Annotated in this window: 18 protein-coding genes; 9 read left to right on the forward strand and 9 right to left on the reverse strand. The window is 54.8% G+C overall.

Annotation, left to right across the window (positions count from 1 at the left end):
• Nucleotides 1-41: 41 nt before the first annotated feature.
• The 6 genes from solA to tatA all read right to left on the reverse strand — a co-directional run bounded on the left by solA (nt 42) and on the right by tatA (nt 4,278).
• On the reverse strand, nt 42-1,160 hold the full coding sequence (solA, locus tag KCR01S_RS04315; RefSeq protein WP_061280104.1) for an N-methyl-L-tryptophan oxidase: 1,119 nt from the start codon (nt 1,158-1,160) through the stop codon (nt 42-44).
• Between the two features lie 136 nt (nt 1,161-1,296).
• Nucleotides 1,297-1,551 carry a biofilm formation regulator BssS gene (bssS, locus tag KCR01S_RS04320; RefSeq protein ID WP_052285557.1) on the reverse strand — a complete coding sequence of 85 codons (255 nt, stop codon included), beginning with the start codon at nt 1,549-1,551 and terminating at the stop codon, nt 1,297-1,299.
• Between the two features lie 282 nt (nt 1,552-1,833).
• The gene (gene dinI / locus KCR01S_RS04325) at nt 1,834-2,079 is read right to left on the reverse strand and encodes a DNA damage-inducible protein I (protein WP_061280109.1); all 246 of its coding nucleotides are present in this window, start codon (nt 2,077-2,079) and stop codon (nt 1,834-1,836) included.
• Between the two features lie 71 nt (nt 2,080-2,150).
• Entirely contained in the window at nt 2,151-3,197 is a 1,047-nt protein-coding gene (gene pyrC / locus KCR01S_RS04330) for a dihydroorotase (protein ID WP_061280111.1), read from the reverse strand.
• Nucleotides 3,198-3,324: 127 nt separating this feature from the next.
• Complete coding sequence (locus KCR01S_RS04335; RefSeq protein ID WP_061280113.1) at nt 3,325-3,885, reverse strand: lipoprotein; 561 nt, start codon at nt 3,883-3,885, stop codon at nt 3,325-3,327.
• A 192-nt stretch (nt 3,886-4,077) separates the two neighbouring features.
• Nucleotides 4,078-4,278: a twin-arginine translocase TatA/TatE family subunit gene (gene tatA, locus KCR01S_RS04340; RefSeq protein ID WP_061280115.1), complete on the reverse strand. Its 201-nt coding sequence runs from the start codon at nt 4,276-4,278 to the stop codon at nt 4,078-4,080.
• A 363-nt stretch (nt 4,279-4,641) separates the two neighbouring features.
• On the opposite strand from tatA, the gene rimJ reads away from it, so the two are divergent.
• The 4 genes from rimJ (at nt 4,642) to murJ (ending at nt 8,687) form a co-directional block, all read left to right on the forward strand.
• Nucleotides 4,642-5,226, forward strand: coding sequence for a ribosomal protein S5-alanine N-acetyltransferase (gene rimJ, locus KCR01S_RS04345; RefSeq protein ID WP_061280118.1), 585 nt, complete (start codon nt 4,642-4,644; stop codon nt 5,224-5,226).
• Nucleotides 5,227-5,236: 10 nt separating this feature from the next.
• Nucleotides 5,237-5,890, forward strand: a complete 654-nt coding sequence (locus KCR01S_RS04350; protein ID WP_061280121.1) for a YceH family protein — start codon at nt 5,237-5,239, stop codon at nt 5,888-5,890.
• Between the two features lie 13 nt (nt 5,891-5,903).
• Nucleotides 5,904-6,818 (forward strand): Gfo/Idh/MocA family protein, encoded by a 915-nt coding sequence (locus KCR01S_RS04355; protein WP_167348812.1) that lies wholly within the window; start codon nt 5,904-5,906, stop codon nt 6,816-6,818.
• 330 nt (nt 6,819-7,148) lie between these two features.
• Nucleotides 7,149-8,687: a murein biosynthesis integral membrane protein MurJ gene (murJ, locus tag KCR01S_RS04360; RefSeq protein WP_061280126.1), complete on the forward strand. Its 1,539-nt coding sequence runs from the start codon at nt 7,149-7,151 to the stop codon at nt 8,685-8,687.
• 45 nt (nt 8,688-8,732) lie between these two features.
• Here murJ and flgN read toward each other — a convergent pair whose 3' ends face one another.
• From flgN to flgA, 3 genes are all read right to left on the reverse strand, one after another.
• The gene (gene flgN, locus KCR01S_RS04365; protein ID WP_061280128.1) at nt 8,733-9,161 is read right to left on the reverse strand and encodes a flagella biosynthesis chaperone FlgN; all 429 of its coding nucleotides are present in this window, start codon (nt 9,159-9,161) and stop codon (nt 8,733-8,735) included.
• 3 nt (nt 9,162-9,164) lie between these two features.
• Nucleotides 9,165-9,458, reverse strand: coding sequence for a flagellar biosynthesis anti-sigma factor FlgM (flgM, locus tag KCR01S_RS04370; RefSeq protein WP_061280131.1), 294 nt, complete (start codon nt 9,456-9,458; stop codon nt 9,165-9,167).
• 96 nt (nt 9,459-9,554) lie between these two features.
• Nucleotides 9,555-10,214, reverse strand: a complete 660-nt coding sequence (gene flgA, locus KCR01S_RS04375) for a flagellar basal body P-ring formation chaperone FlgA (RefSeq protein WP_061280133.1) — start codon at nt 10,212-10,214, stop codon at nt 9,555-9,557.
• A gap of 156 nt (nt 10,215-10,370) precedes the next feature.
• Here flgA and flgB point away from each other — a divergent pair, with 156 nt between their 5' ends.
• The 5 genes from flgB (at nt 10,371) to KCR01S_RS04400 (ending at nt 14,055) form a co-directional block, all read left to right on the forward strand.
• Nucleotides 10,371-10,787: a flagellar basal body rod protein FlgB gene (gene flgB, locus KCR01S_RS04380; protein ID WP_052285569.1), complete on the forward strand. Its 417-nt coding sequence runs from the start codon at nt 10,371-10,373 to the stop codon at nt 10,785-10,787.
• A 3-nt stretch (nt 10,788-10,790) separates the two neighbouring features.
• Nucleotides 10,791-11,195 (forward strand): flagellar basal body rod protein FlgC, encoded by a 405-nt coding sequence (gene flgC / locus KCR01S_RS04385; RefSeq protein WP_035894207.1) that lies wholly within the window; start codon nt 10,791-10,793, stop codon nt 11,193-11,195.
• Between the two features lie 11 nt (nt 11,196-11,206).
• Entirely contained in the window at nt 11,207-11,905 is a 699-nt protein-coding gene (gene flgD / locus KCR01S_RS04390) for a flagellar hook assembly protein FlgD (protein ID WP_052285571.1), read from the forward strand.
• Nucleotides 11,906-12,013: 108 nt separating this feature from the next.
• Complete coding sequence (flgE, locus tag KCR01S_RS04395; RefSeq protein WP_061280136.1) at nt 12,014-13,279, forward strand: flagellar hook protein FlgE; 1,266 nt, start codon at nt 12,014-12,016, stop codon at nt 13,277-13,279.
• 20 nt (nt 13,280-13,299) lie between these two features.
• Nucleotides 13,300-14,055, forward strand: coding sequence for a flagellar basal body rod protein FlgF (locus KCR01S_RS04400; protein WP_061280138.1), 756 nt, complete (start codon nt 13,300-13,302; stop codon nt 14,053-14,055).
• Nucleotide 14,056: the final 1 nt, after the last annotated feature.

Raw genomic sequence — 14,056 nt, forward strand, 5'->3', positions numbered from 1 at the left:
GTTCTCAATGAAGCGGCCCCGATTATTCGGGGCCGTTTTTTTTAATGATTAAAACGACTCAGAGCGAAAGGACTCAGGTCGAATGCCGGTGTTTGCTGCTGCGCGAACTGGGCGGCAATCTCCCCCAGCACGGTCGCAAATTTAAAGCCATGACCGCTCAGACCGCCGATGAACAGTACATCCGGCTGGCCGGGCAGGGTATCGATGATAAAATCTTCGTCCGGCGAGTTATCATAGGTACAGGCTGCACCGTGAAGACAACCGCCGATCCCAGGCAAAATGTGGCGCAGGAAGCTGAACGCTTCTGAGCCGTCGGTGGCAACGGCGCCAAATGCCTTGCGTTCTTCAGGACGATTAATGACCTGACCGCCGTTGTGCTTACCGATTTTGAGCTCATTTTCCACTGCCGGGAAGCCGTAGAACTGGTCGCCGTTTGGCAGTTCGCCAGTAAAGGCCGGGAAGTTATTCTTTTTGCTGTAGCGACCGTCGGCCTGGAACCAGGCAAACACTTTACGCACCGGTTGAATCGGCAGTTCGGGATAAAACTGTTTCACCCAGGTGCCGGCGGTTAGCAGGAGCTTCTTGCCGCGCCAGCTTCCTTCGGAGGTCTCAATCGTCACGCCGTCCGCGTCGCTGTGAATGGCGGTCACCGGGCAATTAAACAGTTGAGCGCAGCCGGCATCTTTGGCCATGGCAATCAGCGTCTTAACCGCCAGCTCGCTTTTCAGCACGCCGGAATCCGGTTCGAAAATCGCCTGGTAATCATTGGGCACGGTAATTTCTGGCCAGCGTTTCATGACCGCGGCGGCGTCAAGATGCTCAACAGGGAGGTTGAACTGCGCGGCGCTTTGTGCGGCCGTGTTAAGAAACGCAGAGTTGGCTGGGCCAAGGTTAACCACACCGCTGCGTTCGAACAGCTCTTCACCGCTGGTGGCGGCAAGTTCATCCCATAATGTTTGGGCACGCAGCACCAGCGGTACGTATTTTTCACCTTCGCCATAGGCATGGCGCATCAGGCGCGTATCCCCGTGGTGGCTCCCCTGCTGGTGTGGAGGCATATGGGCGTCAGTCATCAGGACGTTTAATCCCGCTTTTCGGGCGTAATAACCTGCCGCAGCGCCGACGGAGCCGCTACCAATAATAATAAGATCGTATTGCATAGTCTTTCCTGACACGATGAAAAGGCGCGAAACAGAGACAGGTAGAGTAATTAAGCCACGGTGGTTATACAAGCGTGGAAATAATTAAGGCACCCGCAGGTGCCTGTTGGCTCTTAATTCGAGGAAAGTATCGGCATTAATGCCTGCGATACTCGTTGACCTGATAATCGCCAGACTCAATTTTGGCAATCCCAGCTTCCAGAATAGAAATAAACTGACGTGCGACGTCCGTCGTTAACCATAGCGTCTGGCCAACTTCTGCTTCTTTGTTGCTCGCTTCATTGGGGTCTTGGTAGTGCAGGCGCAGCATCAGCGCATCGTAGCTATCTACGGTGCTGATGTCCCATCCGACGAGGGGATGGGTCTGGATGACTTCATTATTCTTTTCCATCATAACCCCTTATTAACGTGTTAAAAGGCAACAACTCTCGAGGTTTAATGCAATTTTTTTGTGAAGCTTTATCAGTATACAACAATTCAATAAATACTCGAGAATTGAAATCAAAAGCAACATAAATTCCTAAGTAGGCTGTTGTTTGCGCAATAAACAACCATTTTGCTCGTTGTTTTTGCGTCTAATGTAAAATATGGGGATGAACGGCGGGTAAAACAAGCAGATAAAGATGAAAAAAAGCCGGGGCGACCCGGCAAAAACACAATGTTTGAACAAGGGTTAATCGGTGATAAACCAGTCGTCCGCACTTTCCCAGGTTTCTTGCAGGATTTCGGTGATGCGGTCTTTATCTTCTTTAATGCCACCGATGACGGAAAGGTTGTTACTGGCGGCGTAGCGCACGCTAACGCTGCCTCCGCTGTCGGGAAACTGGTTATTGATACGGCGGGAAAGTTCGTCTGCCAGCGCGTCTAAGGCACCGGCGGGCAGCACGGTGGTTTTTGCAACAGTGACTTCAATACGCATAAATGCCCCCTGTGTAATATACTGTATATTTATACAGTTACATTTGGTTTTTTACAACAGGGGGCGCGATTTTATTTTTTCACCGTCCAGCGCAGCGTTTCGCCAGCGAGGAATGGCACCAGCGTATCGTCGCTCAGCGCAATGCTGTCGGCAACCTGGCTCTCTTCGCGCACCAGTTCAACAAACCCCTCATTGACCGGCAGACCGTAAAAACGCGGGCCGTTCAGTGAACAGAATGCTTCCAGATGCTGCAGCGCATTCATCTCTTCAAATACCGTGGCGTAGCTGCCCAGCGCGGTAGGCGCGTTGAAGCAGCCGGCACAGCCGCAGCTGGCTTCTTTTCGGTGGCGAGCGTGCGGCGCCGAGTCAGTGCCAAGGAAGGCACGGGTAAAGCCGCTGGCCACCAGTTCACGTAGCGCCTGCTGATGGACGTTTCGTTTAAGGATTGGCAGGCAGTAAAGATGCGGACGCACGCCGCCGACCAGCATGTGGTTGCGGTTAAACATCAGGTGCTGAGGGGTGATGGTTGCGGCGATAAGATCGTTACCGTCACGCACGTATTCCGCGGCGTCTTTAGTGGTGATGTGCTCGAATACCACTTTCAGGCCCGGCAGGCGCTGGCGCAGCGGCTCCATCACCGTATCAATAAAGCGTGCTTCACGGTCAAAAATATCGATATCCGCGTGGGTGACTTCGCCGTGTACCAGCAGCGGCATGCCGAGTTTCTCCATGCGCTCAAGCACCGGCATGATGGCATCAGTGCTGGTTACGCCATGGCTGGAGTTAGTGGTGGCGTTCGCTGGATAGAGCTTAGCGGCGGTAAAGACACCTTCGTTAAAGCCGCGTTCAAGCTCGTTGGGGTCGAGGGTATCGGTCAAATAGCAGGTCATCAGCGGGGTGAAATCATGCCCGGCCGGTACGGCATCGAGAATACGCTGACGGTAGGCGATAGCCGCATCCACGGTCGTGATTGGCGGAACCAGATTCGGCATGATAATTGCGCGGCCATACAGTTCACTGGTGTAGGGAACAACCGTTTTTAGCATCTCGCCATCGCGAAGATGAATATGCCAGTCGTCTGGGCGGCGAATTTTCACAACTTGAGGTAATGCGGTCATTTGAGGCTCCGGCTGGTGGGATTGCAGTCATTTTTGCCGGGCACTAAGGATAAGCGTAAACGTTTTCCTTTGCATCTCTTTTAGATAAAAAAATGCCCGGCGATGGCCGGGCGCGATTGCGGAGAAATCAGTTAGTGAACGGGATGATAATTTCCCCAGGCTTCACTTCGATACCTTTAGCATACTTTTTCGCGAGCGCTTCTCCCTGGCTGGCATCCTCTTTTAACACATAGGCCGGCTGTTTATTAAAGTAGGTGCGCAGGGATTGGTTGAGGTAAGGGATCAGCGTCTGTACCACCGATTGCATTTTTTCCGGCGTGACCTTCGCGTCCTGAACTTCCATCTCCTGGAGATAGATGGCGCCCTGTTCCTGATTAAATACCGGCAGTGCTTTGAGCGTCAGCACGATATTGGCTTTCTGACTGCCAAACAGCGAGTTCAGGTCCAGCTTTGCATCACCACTGAGGGTGATTTTATTGGGTTCTTCACGGCCAATGGCGCTGGTGAGGTTAGTGAGAACAATGTGTGCGTCGGCGACGCCTGGGAGCCCGATATCTTTGGAGAAATTATTGCGCTTTTGTAACGCATGGTTGATCTCCTGTTCGCTTACCGAATACTGCGTAAGCTGGTTACAGCCGACAACCAAACCACTGATGATTAGGGCTGCAATAACAAACAATTTATTCATGGGGTTCCTCAACGAGAAGCATCGTGTTCATCCTGACTAAGAGCAGCATACGCTGTCAGTAGGGTTGTGACAGCGGAAAACACTGAAAGTGCCGCAGACAGGCGAAATCGCCTGTTGGAGTACGGCGTCAGGGCGCGCGCAAATCCCGATGTAAGTTAATTCTAAAACGGGTCAATACCGTGTTCAATGACGCTATTTGTCAGTGCGGTTGGCTGACTTTTTATCACTCAGAAAGTCGGCGTCAATATTGGGGATATCCTCATTCATCGTCTTTTTAAAGCCTTTTAGGGCCGCGCCCAAATCGCTCCCGAGCGATGCCAGTTTTTTTGTGCTGAACAGTAAAATGACCAGCACCGCGATCACTAACAGTTTGGTCATGCTTATTTCACCCATGATGGCGCCTTTAAAGAATTGAATATTGATACCGCAGATGTGTCTTAGAATACACGATAGCGGATAGACGAAAAATTCAGGCGTAAATTCTCGCAAAGTTGCCGCTGCATTATTTGTCGCAAAATGGCAAAACTGAGCTATTTCGCTTGAGAAATAACCATTTTCGATTTTCCCACATTTCTCAAGTGGTTAGAAAGCATCAGAAACATCTTCATTTTGCAGGGCGCCTTCACTGTTTCTCGTATTGCCAGCAAGACCCGTTTTTTATCACAATGCAAAATAATAGATTGTTGTTTTCATTGGCTGCCGTCGTGCAGGTATAGTTAAACGACCAGGGTATGGGTTAGGTACGGGAGTAGTGAGATGTTTGGCTATCGCAGTAGTGTGCCGAAAATTAGGTTAACCACCGACCGGATGGTCGTGCGTCTGGTCCACGACCGTGACGCCTGGCGTCTGGCTGATTATTACGCCGAGAATCGGCAGTTCTTAAAACCCTGGGAACCTGTCCGCGATGACAGCCACTGCTACCCATCAGGTTGGCAGGCGCGATTGTCGATGATCAATGAGTTTCATAAACAGGGAACCGCTTTTTATTTCGCACTGCTCGATCCGGAAGAGAAAGAGATTATCGGTGTGGCAAACTTTTCCAACGTAGTGCGCGGCTCGTTTCATGCCTGCTATCTTGGCTACTCGATCGGCCAGAAATGGCAGGGCCAGGGGATGATGTTCGAGGCGCTCTCCAGCGCTATCCGCTACATGCAGCGCACGCAGCACATTCATCGGATTATGGCCAACTACATGCCGCACAATCAGCGCAGCGGTGATCTGCTGGCACGATTGGGGTTTGAAAAAGAAGGCTATGCCAAAGACTATTTATTGATTGACGGCCAGTGGCGCGATCATGTGCTCACGGCGTTGACGACCCCACAATGGACTGCAGGTCGATAAGGAGATAATTATGAAATACCAACTGAGTCCGCTTGAGGCCCGCGTGATCGGCTGTCTGCTGGAAAAACAGGTGACGACCCCCGAGCAATATCCGTTGTCGATAAACGGCGTGGTCACGGCGTGTAACCAGAAAACCAACCGTGAACCGGTGATGACGCTCAGCGAAGCAGACGTTCAGGAGCAACTGGATACGTTGGTTAAACGCCACTACCTGCGTACGGTGAGTGGTTTTGGTAACCGGGTAACGAAATACGAGCAGCGTTTTTGTAATTCTGAATTCGGCGATCTCAAGCTCTCGACCGCGGAAGTGGCGCTAGTCACGACGCTGCTGCTGCGTGGGGCACAAACGCCGGGTGAACTGCGCGGGCGCGCCCAGCGCATGCATGAGTTCAGCGACATGGCAGAGGTCGAGAATACTCTGGAGCGTCTGGCCACGCGTGAGGATGGCCCGTTTGTGGTTCGTCTGCCGCGCGAGCCGGGAAAACGCGAAAGCCGCTATATGCATCTGTTCAGCGGCGAGGTGGATTTACAGTCCCTTGCCGCCGTTCAGCCTGAATCAGCGCTGATTGATGATGACCTGCGTTCCCGCGTTGAAGCGCTGGAAGGTGAGGTCGCTGAGCTGAAACAGCGTCTGGAATCACTGCTGGCGCATCTTGGGGAATAAACAGATGGCTAAAATTCGCATTGGCGTGGTCGGGCTTGGCGGCATTGCCCAAAAAGCCTGGCTGCCGGTGTTAAGCGCCGCGACCGATTGGACGCTGCAGGCGGCCTGGTCACCGGGTAAAGAAAAGGCACTGCGAGTATGTGAAAGCTACCGGATGCCCTACGCCGATTCTCTCACGGCGCTTGCCGCGCAGTGTGACGCGGTCTTTGTGCACAGCTCTACGGCGTCACATTACGCCGTGGTGAGCGAACTGCTCAACGCTGGCGTTCACGTTTGCGTCGATAAACCGCTTGCCGATAAGCTCGATGATGCGGAACGGCTGGTGGCGCTTGCTGCGCGCAAAAATCTGACGCTGATGGTCGGCTTCAACCGTCGCTTTTCGCCGCTGTATCGGCAGCTTAAGCAGCGGGCGGGGGAGATGTCCTCGCTGCGTATGGATAAGCATCGTGCCGACAGCGTGGGGCCGCAGGATCTGCGCTTCACGCTGCTGGATGACTATCTGCACGTGGTTGACACCGCGCTGTGGCTGGCGGACGGCAAAGCGAAACTCAGCGGTGGCGTGCTGCAAACCACCGATGAAGGCTGCATGTTTTACGCGGAGCACCACTTTAGCCAGCCAGGCCTGCAGATTACGACCAGTATGCACCGCCGAGCCGGTAGCCAGCGCGAATGGGTGCAAGCGGTTGCCGATGGCGGCCTGTACGAGGTCACGGATATGCGCGAGTGGCGAGAAGAGCGCGGTTCGGGCGTTGTCGCCCAGCCCATCCCCGGTTGGCAAACCACGCTCGAACAGCGAGGTTTTAGCGGCTGCGCGCGCCATTTTATTGAGTGTGTGCAAAATCAGACCGTTCCGGATACGGCGGGAGAGCAGGCGATTTATGCCCAGCGGATTGTCGAAGGGCTTTGGCGTGAGGCGATCCGCGAATAAACCTAGATTACATTTAACGGAGAATACGATTGAAAAGGGATCTCTGTTACGCTCCCTTTCTACTCTTGCCATATAAAAGTGCGACGCAAGGAGCGCGCAGGGGGCGGCCAATCGCCGCCGCCCCTTAACCCGTTCACGGGGAACGAGGCGTCATATATCGCTTGACGAAAGGTGAACGGAACCCTACGCTCAGCCGGCAAGTTCCACTGTAAACCCACATCAGCTGTAACAACTGGCAGTAGCAATTCATCCCGAACCCGGTAGACTAACGCCACTTTTTCAGCGCTCTACCGACGGGCGCTTTGAACCGGGTTGTGGAATCACAGATTAATGAACCTACTTAAATCGCTGGCAGCCGTCAGCTCGATGACTATGTTTTCGCGCGTGCTGGGATTTGCGCGTGACGCGATTGTGGCGAGGGTATTTGGTGCCGGTATGGCAACCGATGCCTTCTTCGTGGCGTTTAAGCTGCCCAATCTGCTGCGTCGTATTTTTGCCGAAGGGGCATTCTCACAGGCGTTCGTGCCTATTCTGGCAGAATATAAAAGCAAGCAGGGTGAAGATGCGACCCGCGTCTTCGTCTCTTACGTCTCCGGCCTGTTGACGCTGGCGCTGGCGCTGGTGACCGTGTTGGGGATGCTTGCCGCACCGTGGGTGATTACTATCACTGCGCCGGGTTTTGCCGATACCGCCGATAAATTCGTGCTCACAACCCAACTGCTGCGCATTACCTTCCCTTATATCCTGCTGATCTCACTGGCCTCGCTGGTGGGGGCGATTTTGAACACCTGGAACCGTTTCTCGGTTCCGGCTTTCGCGCCGACGTTCCTGAACGTCAGCATGATTGGCTTTGCCCTGTTTGCGGCACCGCATTTTAATCCACCGGTGCTGGCACTGGCGTGGGCCGTGACGGTCGGCGGCGTACTGCAATTGGCTTATCAACTGCCGCATTTGAAGAAAATCGGCATGCTGGTACTGCCGCGCATTAATCTCAAAGATGCGGGCGCGGTACGCGTGGTCAAACAGATGGGACCGGCTATTTTGGGTGTTTCGGTGAGTCAGATTTCTCTGATTATTAACACCATTTTCGCCTCCTTCCTGGTCTCGGGTTCCGTCTCGTGGATGTACTATGCCGACCGTTTAATGGAGTTTCCGTCTGGCGTGCTGGGCGTAGCGCTCGGGACAATCTTGCTGCCGTCTTTGTCAAAAAGCTTCGCCAGCGGCAACCATGATGAATACTGTCGTCTGATGGATTGGGGTCTGCGTCTGTGCTTTCTGCTGGCGCTGCCTAGTGCGGTAGCACTAGGTATTCTGGCAAAACCGCTGACCGTGGCGCTGTTCCAGTACGGCAAGTTCACTGCCTTTGACGCAGCCATGACTCAGCGTGCGCTGGTGGCATACTCCGTTGGCCTGATGGGATTGATTGTGGTCAAAGTGTTAGCTCCCGGCTTCTATTCTCGTCAGGACATTAAGACCCCGGTGAAAATCGCCATTGTGACGCTGATTATGACTCAGGTGATGAACCTGGCGTTTATCGGCCCGCTTAAGCATGCGGGGCTGTCGCTGTCGATTGGTCTGGCCGCCTGTCTTAACGCCGGTCTGCTTTACTGGCAGCTGCGGAAACAGAAAATCTTTACCCCACAGCCGGGCTGGAGCAAGTTCCTGGTGCGTCTGGTGGTCTCGGTGCTGGTGATGGCCGCGGCGCTGCTGGGGATGATGCACGTGATGCCGGAATGGTCGTTGGGCACCATGCCGTACCGTCTGCTGCGCCTGCTAGCCGTAGTGGTCGTTGGGATTGTGGCTTATTTTGCGACGCTGGCGATTCTGGGGTTCAGGATTAAAGAGTTTGCCCGCCGGACGGCGTCATAGACGAGAAATGCACTTCGCGGGGCACATTCTGTTGCCCCGCAAGCGTTAAACGGAAAACTTCTTCGCGCTACGCGCCACACTACCGCCTGCTGCCTGACCATCTTTACCGTAAAGTCCCGTCTCCTGGAACGGTTTGAGGACGTCAATCGCCTGCTGATTGCGTACAATCTGACCCTCAAGCAGCCAGCCGTTATGCTGGTTCACACGGCGCAGGTGCTGCGTGGTTTCGGTAATAGCCTGCCAGCGATCGCCGATCTCTTCTTCGGCATGACGCTGCGCTGTTTGTTCGACCCGGCGCTGTTTCTCCAGATAGTCTAACGTTGCCAGCAGAGAGCTTTTCTCTTCGGTAATGCTGGCAAGCTGCAGGCCGTTGACATTGCCTGCGGAGAGCTGCTGCTGCTCAGCATCCATCACCTCTTTGAGGGAGGTGAGGATGCTGGTCATTTGGTCGAGTATTGCTGACAAACCGCTCATCTTTTATTTACTCTGCAAATAGTCTTTCGTGTCCTGAATTAGCGCGTCGGCGATCTTGCCGGTGTCCATTTTCAATTCGCCATTACGGATTGCCGTTTTCAGCTCTTCCACGCGGGACAGATTAATATCGCTGCTACCGGAACGGGTTAACGCCGTTTGCGCATTGCTTAAGGTCACGCTCGCGCTGGTGGCTGCGGTGGTTTTTTCCGCACGGGTTTTCTGCGCGCTGGTTTCCGGGGTTTCGCGCTGCTGTACGGTGGTGACAGCTTTCAGAGGTGATGTACGATCAATGCTCATGGTTCTTTCCTCATGGAGGCTCTTGTATGGCGCAGGCGCCGACTCTCATTAATTGTTAATTATCTATCGGCAAGCGACACAGTTTCTTTATGACGTTTATAGATTAATCAGAATATTCCCATCAGTATTGACCTGTCCGCTCACCACCTGCCCGGACGGCATTCGCACCCGCGCGCTTTGCGCGACGGACGCATTGTTCAATGCCTGGCCTTCACTGTTAATACTGAATCCCTCGCCCTGGGCGATCACCACGACTTTTTGCCCGGCTTTCACCCGCCACGATTGACGCACCATGGATAGCTGAAGGGGCTGGCCAATCGCCACGTCGCGCAGGCTTATTGCGTCTTCCGCCTGGGCCAACGTCAGCATGGTGCGCGGCGGTAGCTGATCGAGTCGGCCGCGCATCAGGGTTACGCTCTGCGCTTCAATCGGTGAACCACGCACAATCGGCGCTGCGGCGACAACATATTCGCCGATCGCCTGCACGTTCACCTGCAAATACTGTTTCGCATTCCCGCACTGCGCCAGCACCGTGATATTTCCCCACAGGCGCGAGTTCCCGGGCGTATTAAACGCAGGCTCATCGCAAGCCAGCTTCAGATTCTGCGCATTACGCAGGCTGACGCTGACTTCATCGCTAAATCCGGTCAGCCGCTGGGTGAAAAAATCGGTCAGCTGCGTCTGGATGTCGGCCGCTTGTACAAGCGGGCTGAAGGCCAGTAGCGCTGCGGTAAATGGGGCAATGAGCTGACGCATTGAACACTCCGGTGGATGTCGAATGTATGCATTTTACCCAACTTGTTCCGACATCAACGCAATAAATAGCGACGCATATTGCGCTTATTCCAACGATGACGCGCATGGGCGGAGAATTAAGCTTATAGCTGAAACTTTGTCATTAGCGGAGGAGACATGCTCGATAAACTCGATGCCGCACTACGTTTTCAGCAAGAAGCTCTAAACCTGCGCGCTGAGCGTCAGGAGATTCTGGCCGCCAATATTGCTAACGCCGATACCCCGGGGTATCAGGCGCGCGATATTGATTTTGCCAGTGAACTTAAAAAGGTCATGACGCGCGGGCGCGCGGAAAACAGCGGCGTGGCGCTGACGCTGACCTCTTCACGCCATATTCCCGCCCAGACAATTTCGACACCTGAAGCCGATCTGCTGTACCGCATTCCTGACCAGCCTGCGATGGATGGAAACACCGTTGATATGGACCGGGAACGTACGCAGTTTGCCGATAACAGCCTCCAGTACCAGACCGGGCTTACGGTTCTGGGCGGACAAATCAAGGGCATGATGAGTGTCCTGCAGCAGGGGAACTAACCCATGGCATTACTCAATATCTTCGACGTCGCGGGTTCTGCGCTGACCGCGCAGTCCAAACGTCTGAACGTGGCCGCCAGTAACCTGGCGAACGCCGACAGCGTGGCGGGGCCGGACGGGCAACCGTATCGCGCCAAGCAGGTTGTTTTCCAGGTCGATGCGCCAATCGGTGCCGCGACCGGTGGCGTGAAGGTGGCTGACGTCGTGGAAAGCCAGGAGCCCGACAAGCTGGTCTATCAGCCAGGGAACCCGCTGGCGGATGCCAAAGGTTACGTCCGTATGCCTAACGTCGACGTTGTCGGTGAGATGGTGAACACCATGTCAGCATCGCGCAGCTACCAGGCGAACGTTGAGGTACTCAATACCGTGAAAAGCATGATGCTCAAAACGTTAACGCTTGGACAATAAGGAGATAACCGATGTCTGTCGTATCCAATATCAATGACACATCCAGTAGCCAGGCGGCGTCATCATCGTCGTCGGTTAGCAGCACCGGTACCAATAGTTCTTCGGATCTGCAAAGCAGCTTCCTGACGCTGCTGGTGGCGCAGTTGAAGAACCAGGATCCAACCAACCCGCTGCAAAACAACGAATTAACTTCACAGCTGGCGCAGATCAGCACCCTGAGCGGCATTGAAAAACTCAATACCACGCTGGGCTCCATCTCCGGACAAATCGATAGCAGCCAGTCTTTGCAGGCAAGCTCATTGGTGGGTCACGGCGTAATGATCCCCGGTTCGACCATTCTTGCGGGAAAAAACAGCACCAGCGAAAGCGTGGATACCACGCCGTTCGGCATTGAGCTGACGCAGGCGGCTGAAAAGGTTACCGCCACCATCACCGATGGCAATGGCAAAGTGATCCGTACGTTGAATATGGGCGCGCAGACTGCGGGCGTTCATACCTTTACCTGGGATGGCAAGCTCGACGATGGTACGGCGGCACCGGATGGTGCTTACAACATCAGCTTTGCCGCGAGTCAGGGCACCACGCAGTTGGTGGTCCAGCCGCTGCAATTTGCGCTGGTACAGGGCGTTACCCTGGGCAAAGACGGAAACAAACTGGATTTGGGAACTTACGGCACCACCACGCTGGATCAGGTTCGCCAGATTATTTAAGCCTTGATACACGTTATTGTTCAGGTCGTTACCGCGGCTGGGTACGTTTACCCTCCGCCCCGATGCCGCCTGGACGATGATGCGTATCTCTACTTCAGGAGAGACGTAATGGCCTTTTCACAAGCGGTTAGCGGTTTAAACGCGGCTGCCACCAACCTCGATGTTATCGGCAACAACATCGCCAACTCCGCCACCTACGGGTTTAAATCCGGGTCGGCGTCATTCGCAGACATGTTCGCGGGTTCCAAAGTTGGCCTGGGTGTAAAAGTCGCTGGGATCACTCAGGACTTTACCGACGGTACCACCACTAGCACCGGACGCGCGCTGGACGTGGCGATAAGCCAGAACGGTTTCTTCCGTTTGGTCGATACCAACGGCGCGGTGTACTACAGCCGTAACGGCCAGTTCTCGCTCGACGAGAACCGTAATCTGGTGAACTCGCAGGGACTGAACCTGACCGGCTACCCGGCCAGCGGTACGCCGCCAACCATCCAGCAGGGTGCGAACCCGGTGGCGCTGTCGATTCCTAACACCTTGATGTCGGCAAAAGCGTCAACCACCGGCACCATGCAGATGAACCTGAACTCGACGGATGACGTCATCACCAAAACGTTCAACGCAAGCGATCCGGATACCTACAGCAAAAAAGGTACCGTGACCGTCTATGACAGTCTGGGCAACTCCCACGATCTGAACGTGTATTACGTGAAAACGGCTGAGAACAAGTGGGACGTCTATACCCAGGATACCAGCATCAGCGGCGCTAAAGCGGTCCAGGCGGCACAGATGGAGTTTACCTCCAGCGGTACGCTGAAATCGGTAACGAATTACATCGATGACAAATCTAATCCAGGAAACTTGATTCTGGATACAGCAAATCCGGGAACAGGTATAGCCATTGACGTGGCGTCTCTGAATGGTTCCGTTGCGGGCACCTTCAACCTCAGCTTCCTCAACTCCATGCAGCAGAACACCGGCTCCAGCGACGTGGTGGCCACCACTCAGAATGGCTATGCGCCGGGCAGCCTGGTGAGCTATCAGGTCAACGACGATGGCTCAGTGGTCGGTAACTACTCCAACCGTCAAAGCCAGCTGCTGGGCCAGATTGTGCTGGCAAACTTCTCTAACACCGGCGGCCTGCAGTCGGAAGGCGATAACGTCTGGTCTGCGACTCAGTCTTCCGGCGTCGCATTGCTGGGGACCGCAGGGACCGGCAACTTTGGTTCACTGACTAACGGTGCGCTGGAGGCCTCCAACGTCGATCTGAGTAAAGAGCTGGTGAACATGATTGTGGCGCAGCGTAACTATCAGTCGAATGCGCAGACCATCAAAACCCAGGACCAGATCCTCAACACGCTGGTTAACCTGCGTTAATTCTCTAACAGGGTGACGTCATGGATCACGCGATATACACGGCAATGGGCGCCGCCAGCCAGACCATGCAGCAGCAGGCGGTCACGGCGAGCAACCTTGCTAACACGTCTACACCAGGCTTTCGCGCACAGCTAACCGCCATGCGCGCGGTGCCGGTTGTGGGGCCGTCCGTGGAGACACGTACGCTGGTCGCCGCAACCACGCCGGGGGCGGATATGACGCCTGGGCAACTGGACTATACCGCGCGTCCGCTGGACGTGGCGATTCAACAGGACGGCTGGCTGGCGGTGCAGTCTACGGACGGCAGTGAAGGCTATACCCGTAATGGCAACATCCAGGTCAGTCCCACCGGGCAGTTGACTATCCAGGGCAACCCGGTCATCGGTGAAGCCGGGCCGCTGAGCGTGCCGGAAGGCTCGCAGGTGACGATTGCCTCGGATGGCACCATTTCGGCACTGACGCCGGGCGATCCGCCGAATACGGTCTCGCCGGTGGGCAAGCTGAAGGTGGTGAAAGCCAACGCGACGGAAGTGGCGCGCGGGGATGATGGGCTTTTCCATCTCACCCCGTCGGCGATCGCGACGCGCGGACAGACGCTTCAGGCTGACCCTACGCTGCGCCTGCAATCCGGGGTGCTGGAAGGAAGTAACGTCAAACCGGTGGCGGCGATGGCAGACATGATTGCCAGCTCGCGCCGGTTTGAAATGCAGATGAAGGTTATCAGCAGCGTGGATGAAAACACGCAGAAAGCTAACCAGTTGCTGTCAATGAGCTAAG

Origin of the sequence: Kluyvera cryocrescens NBRC 102467, from assembly GCF_001571285.1 — a bacterium.
Classification (GTDB): Bacteria; Pseudomonadota; Gammaproteobacteria; order Enterobacterales; family Enterobacteriaceae; genus Kluyvera; species Kluyvera cryocrescens.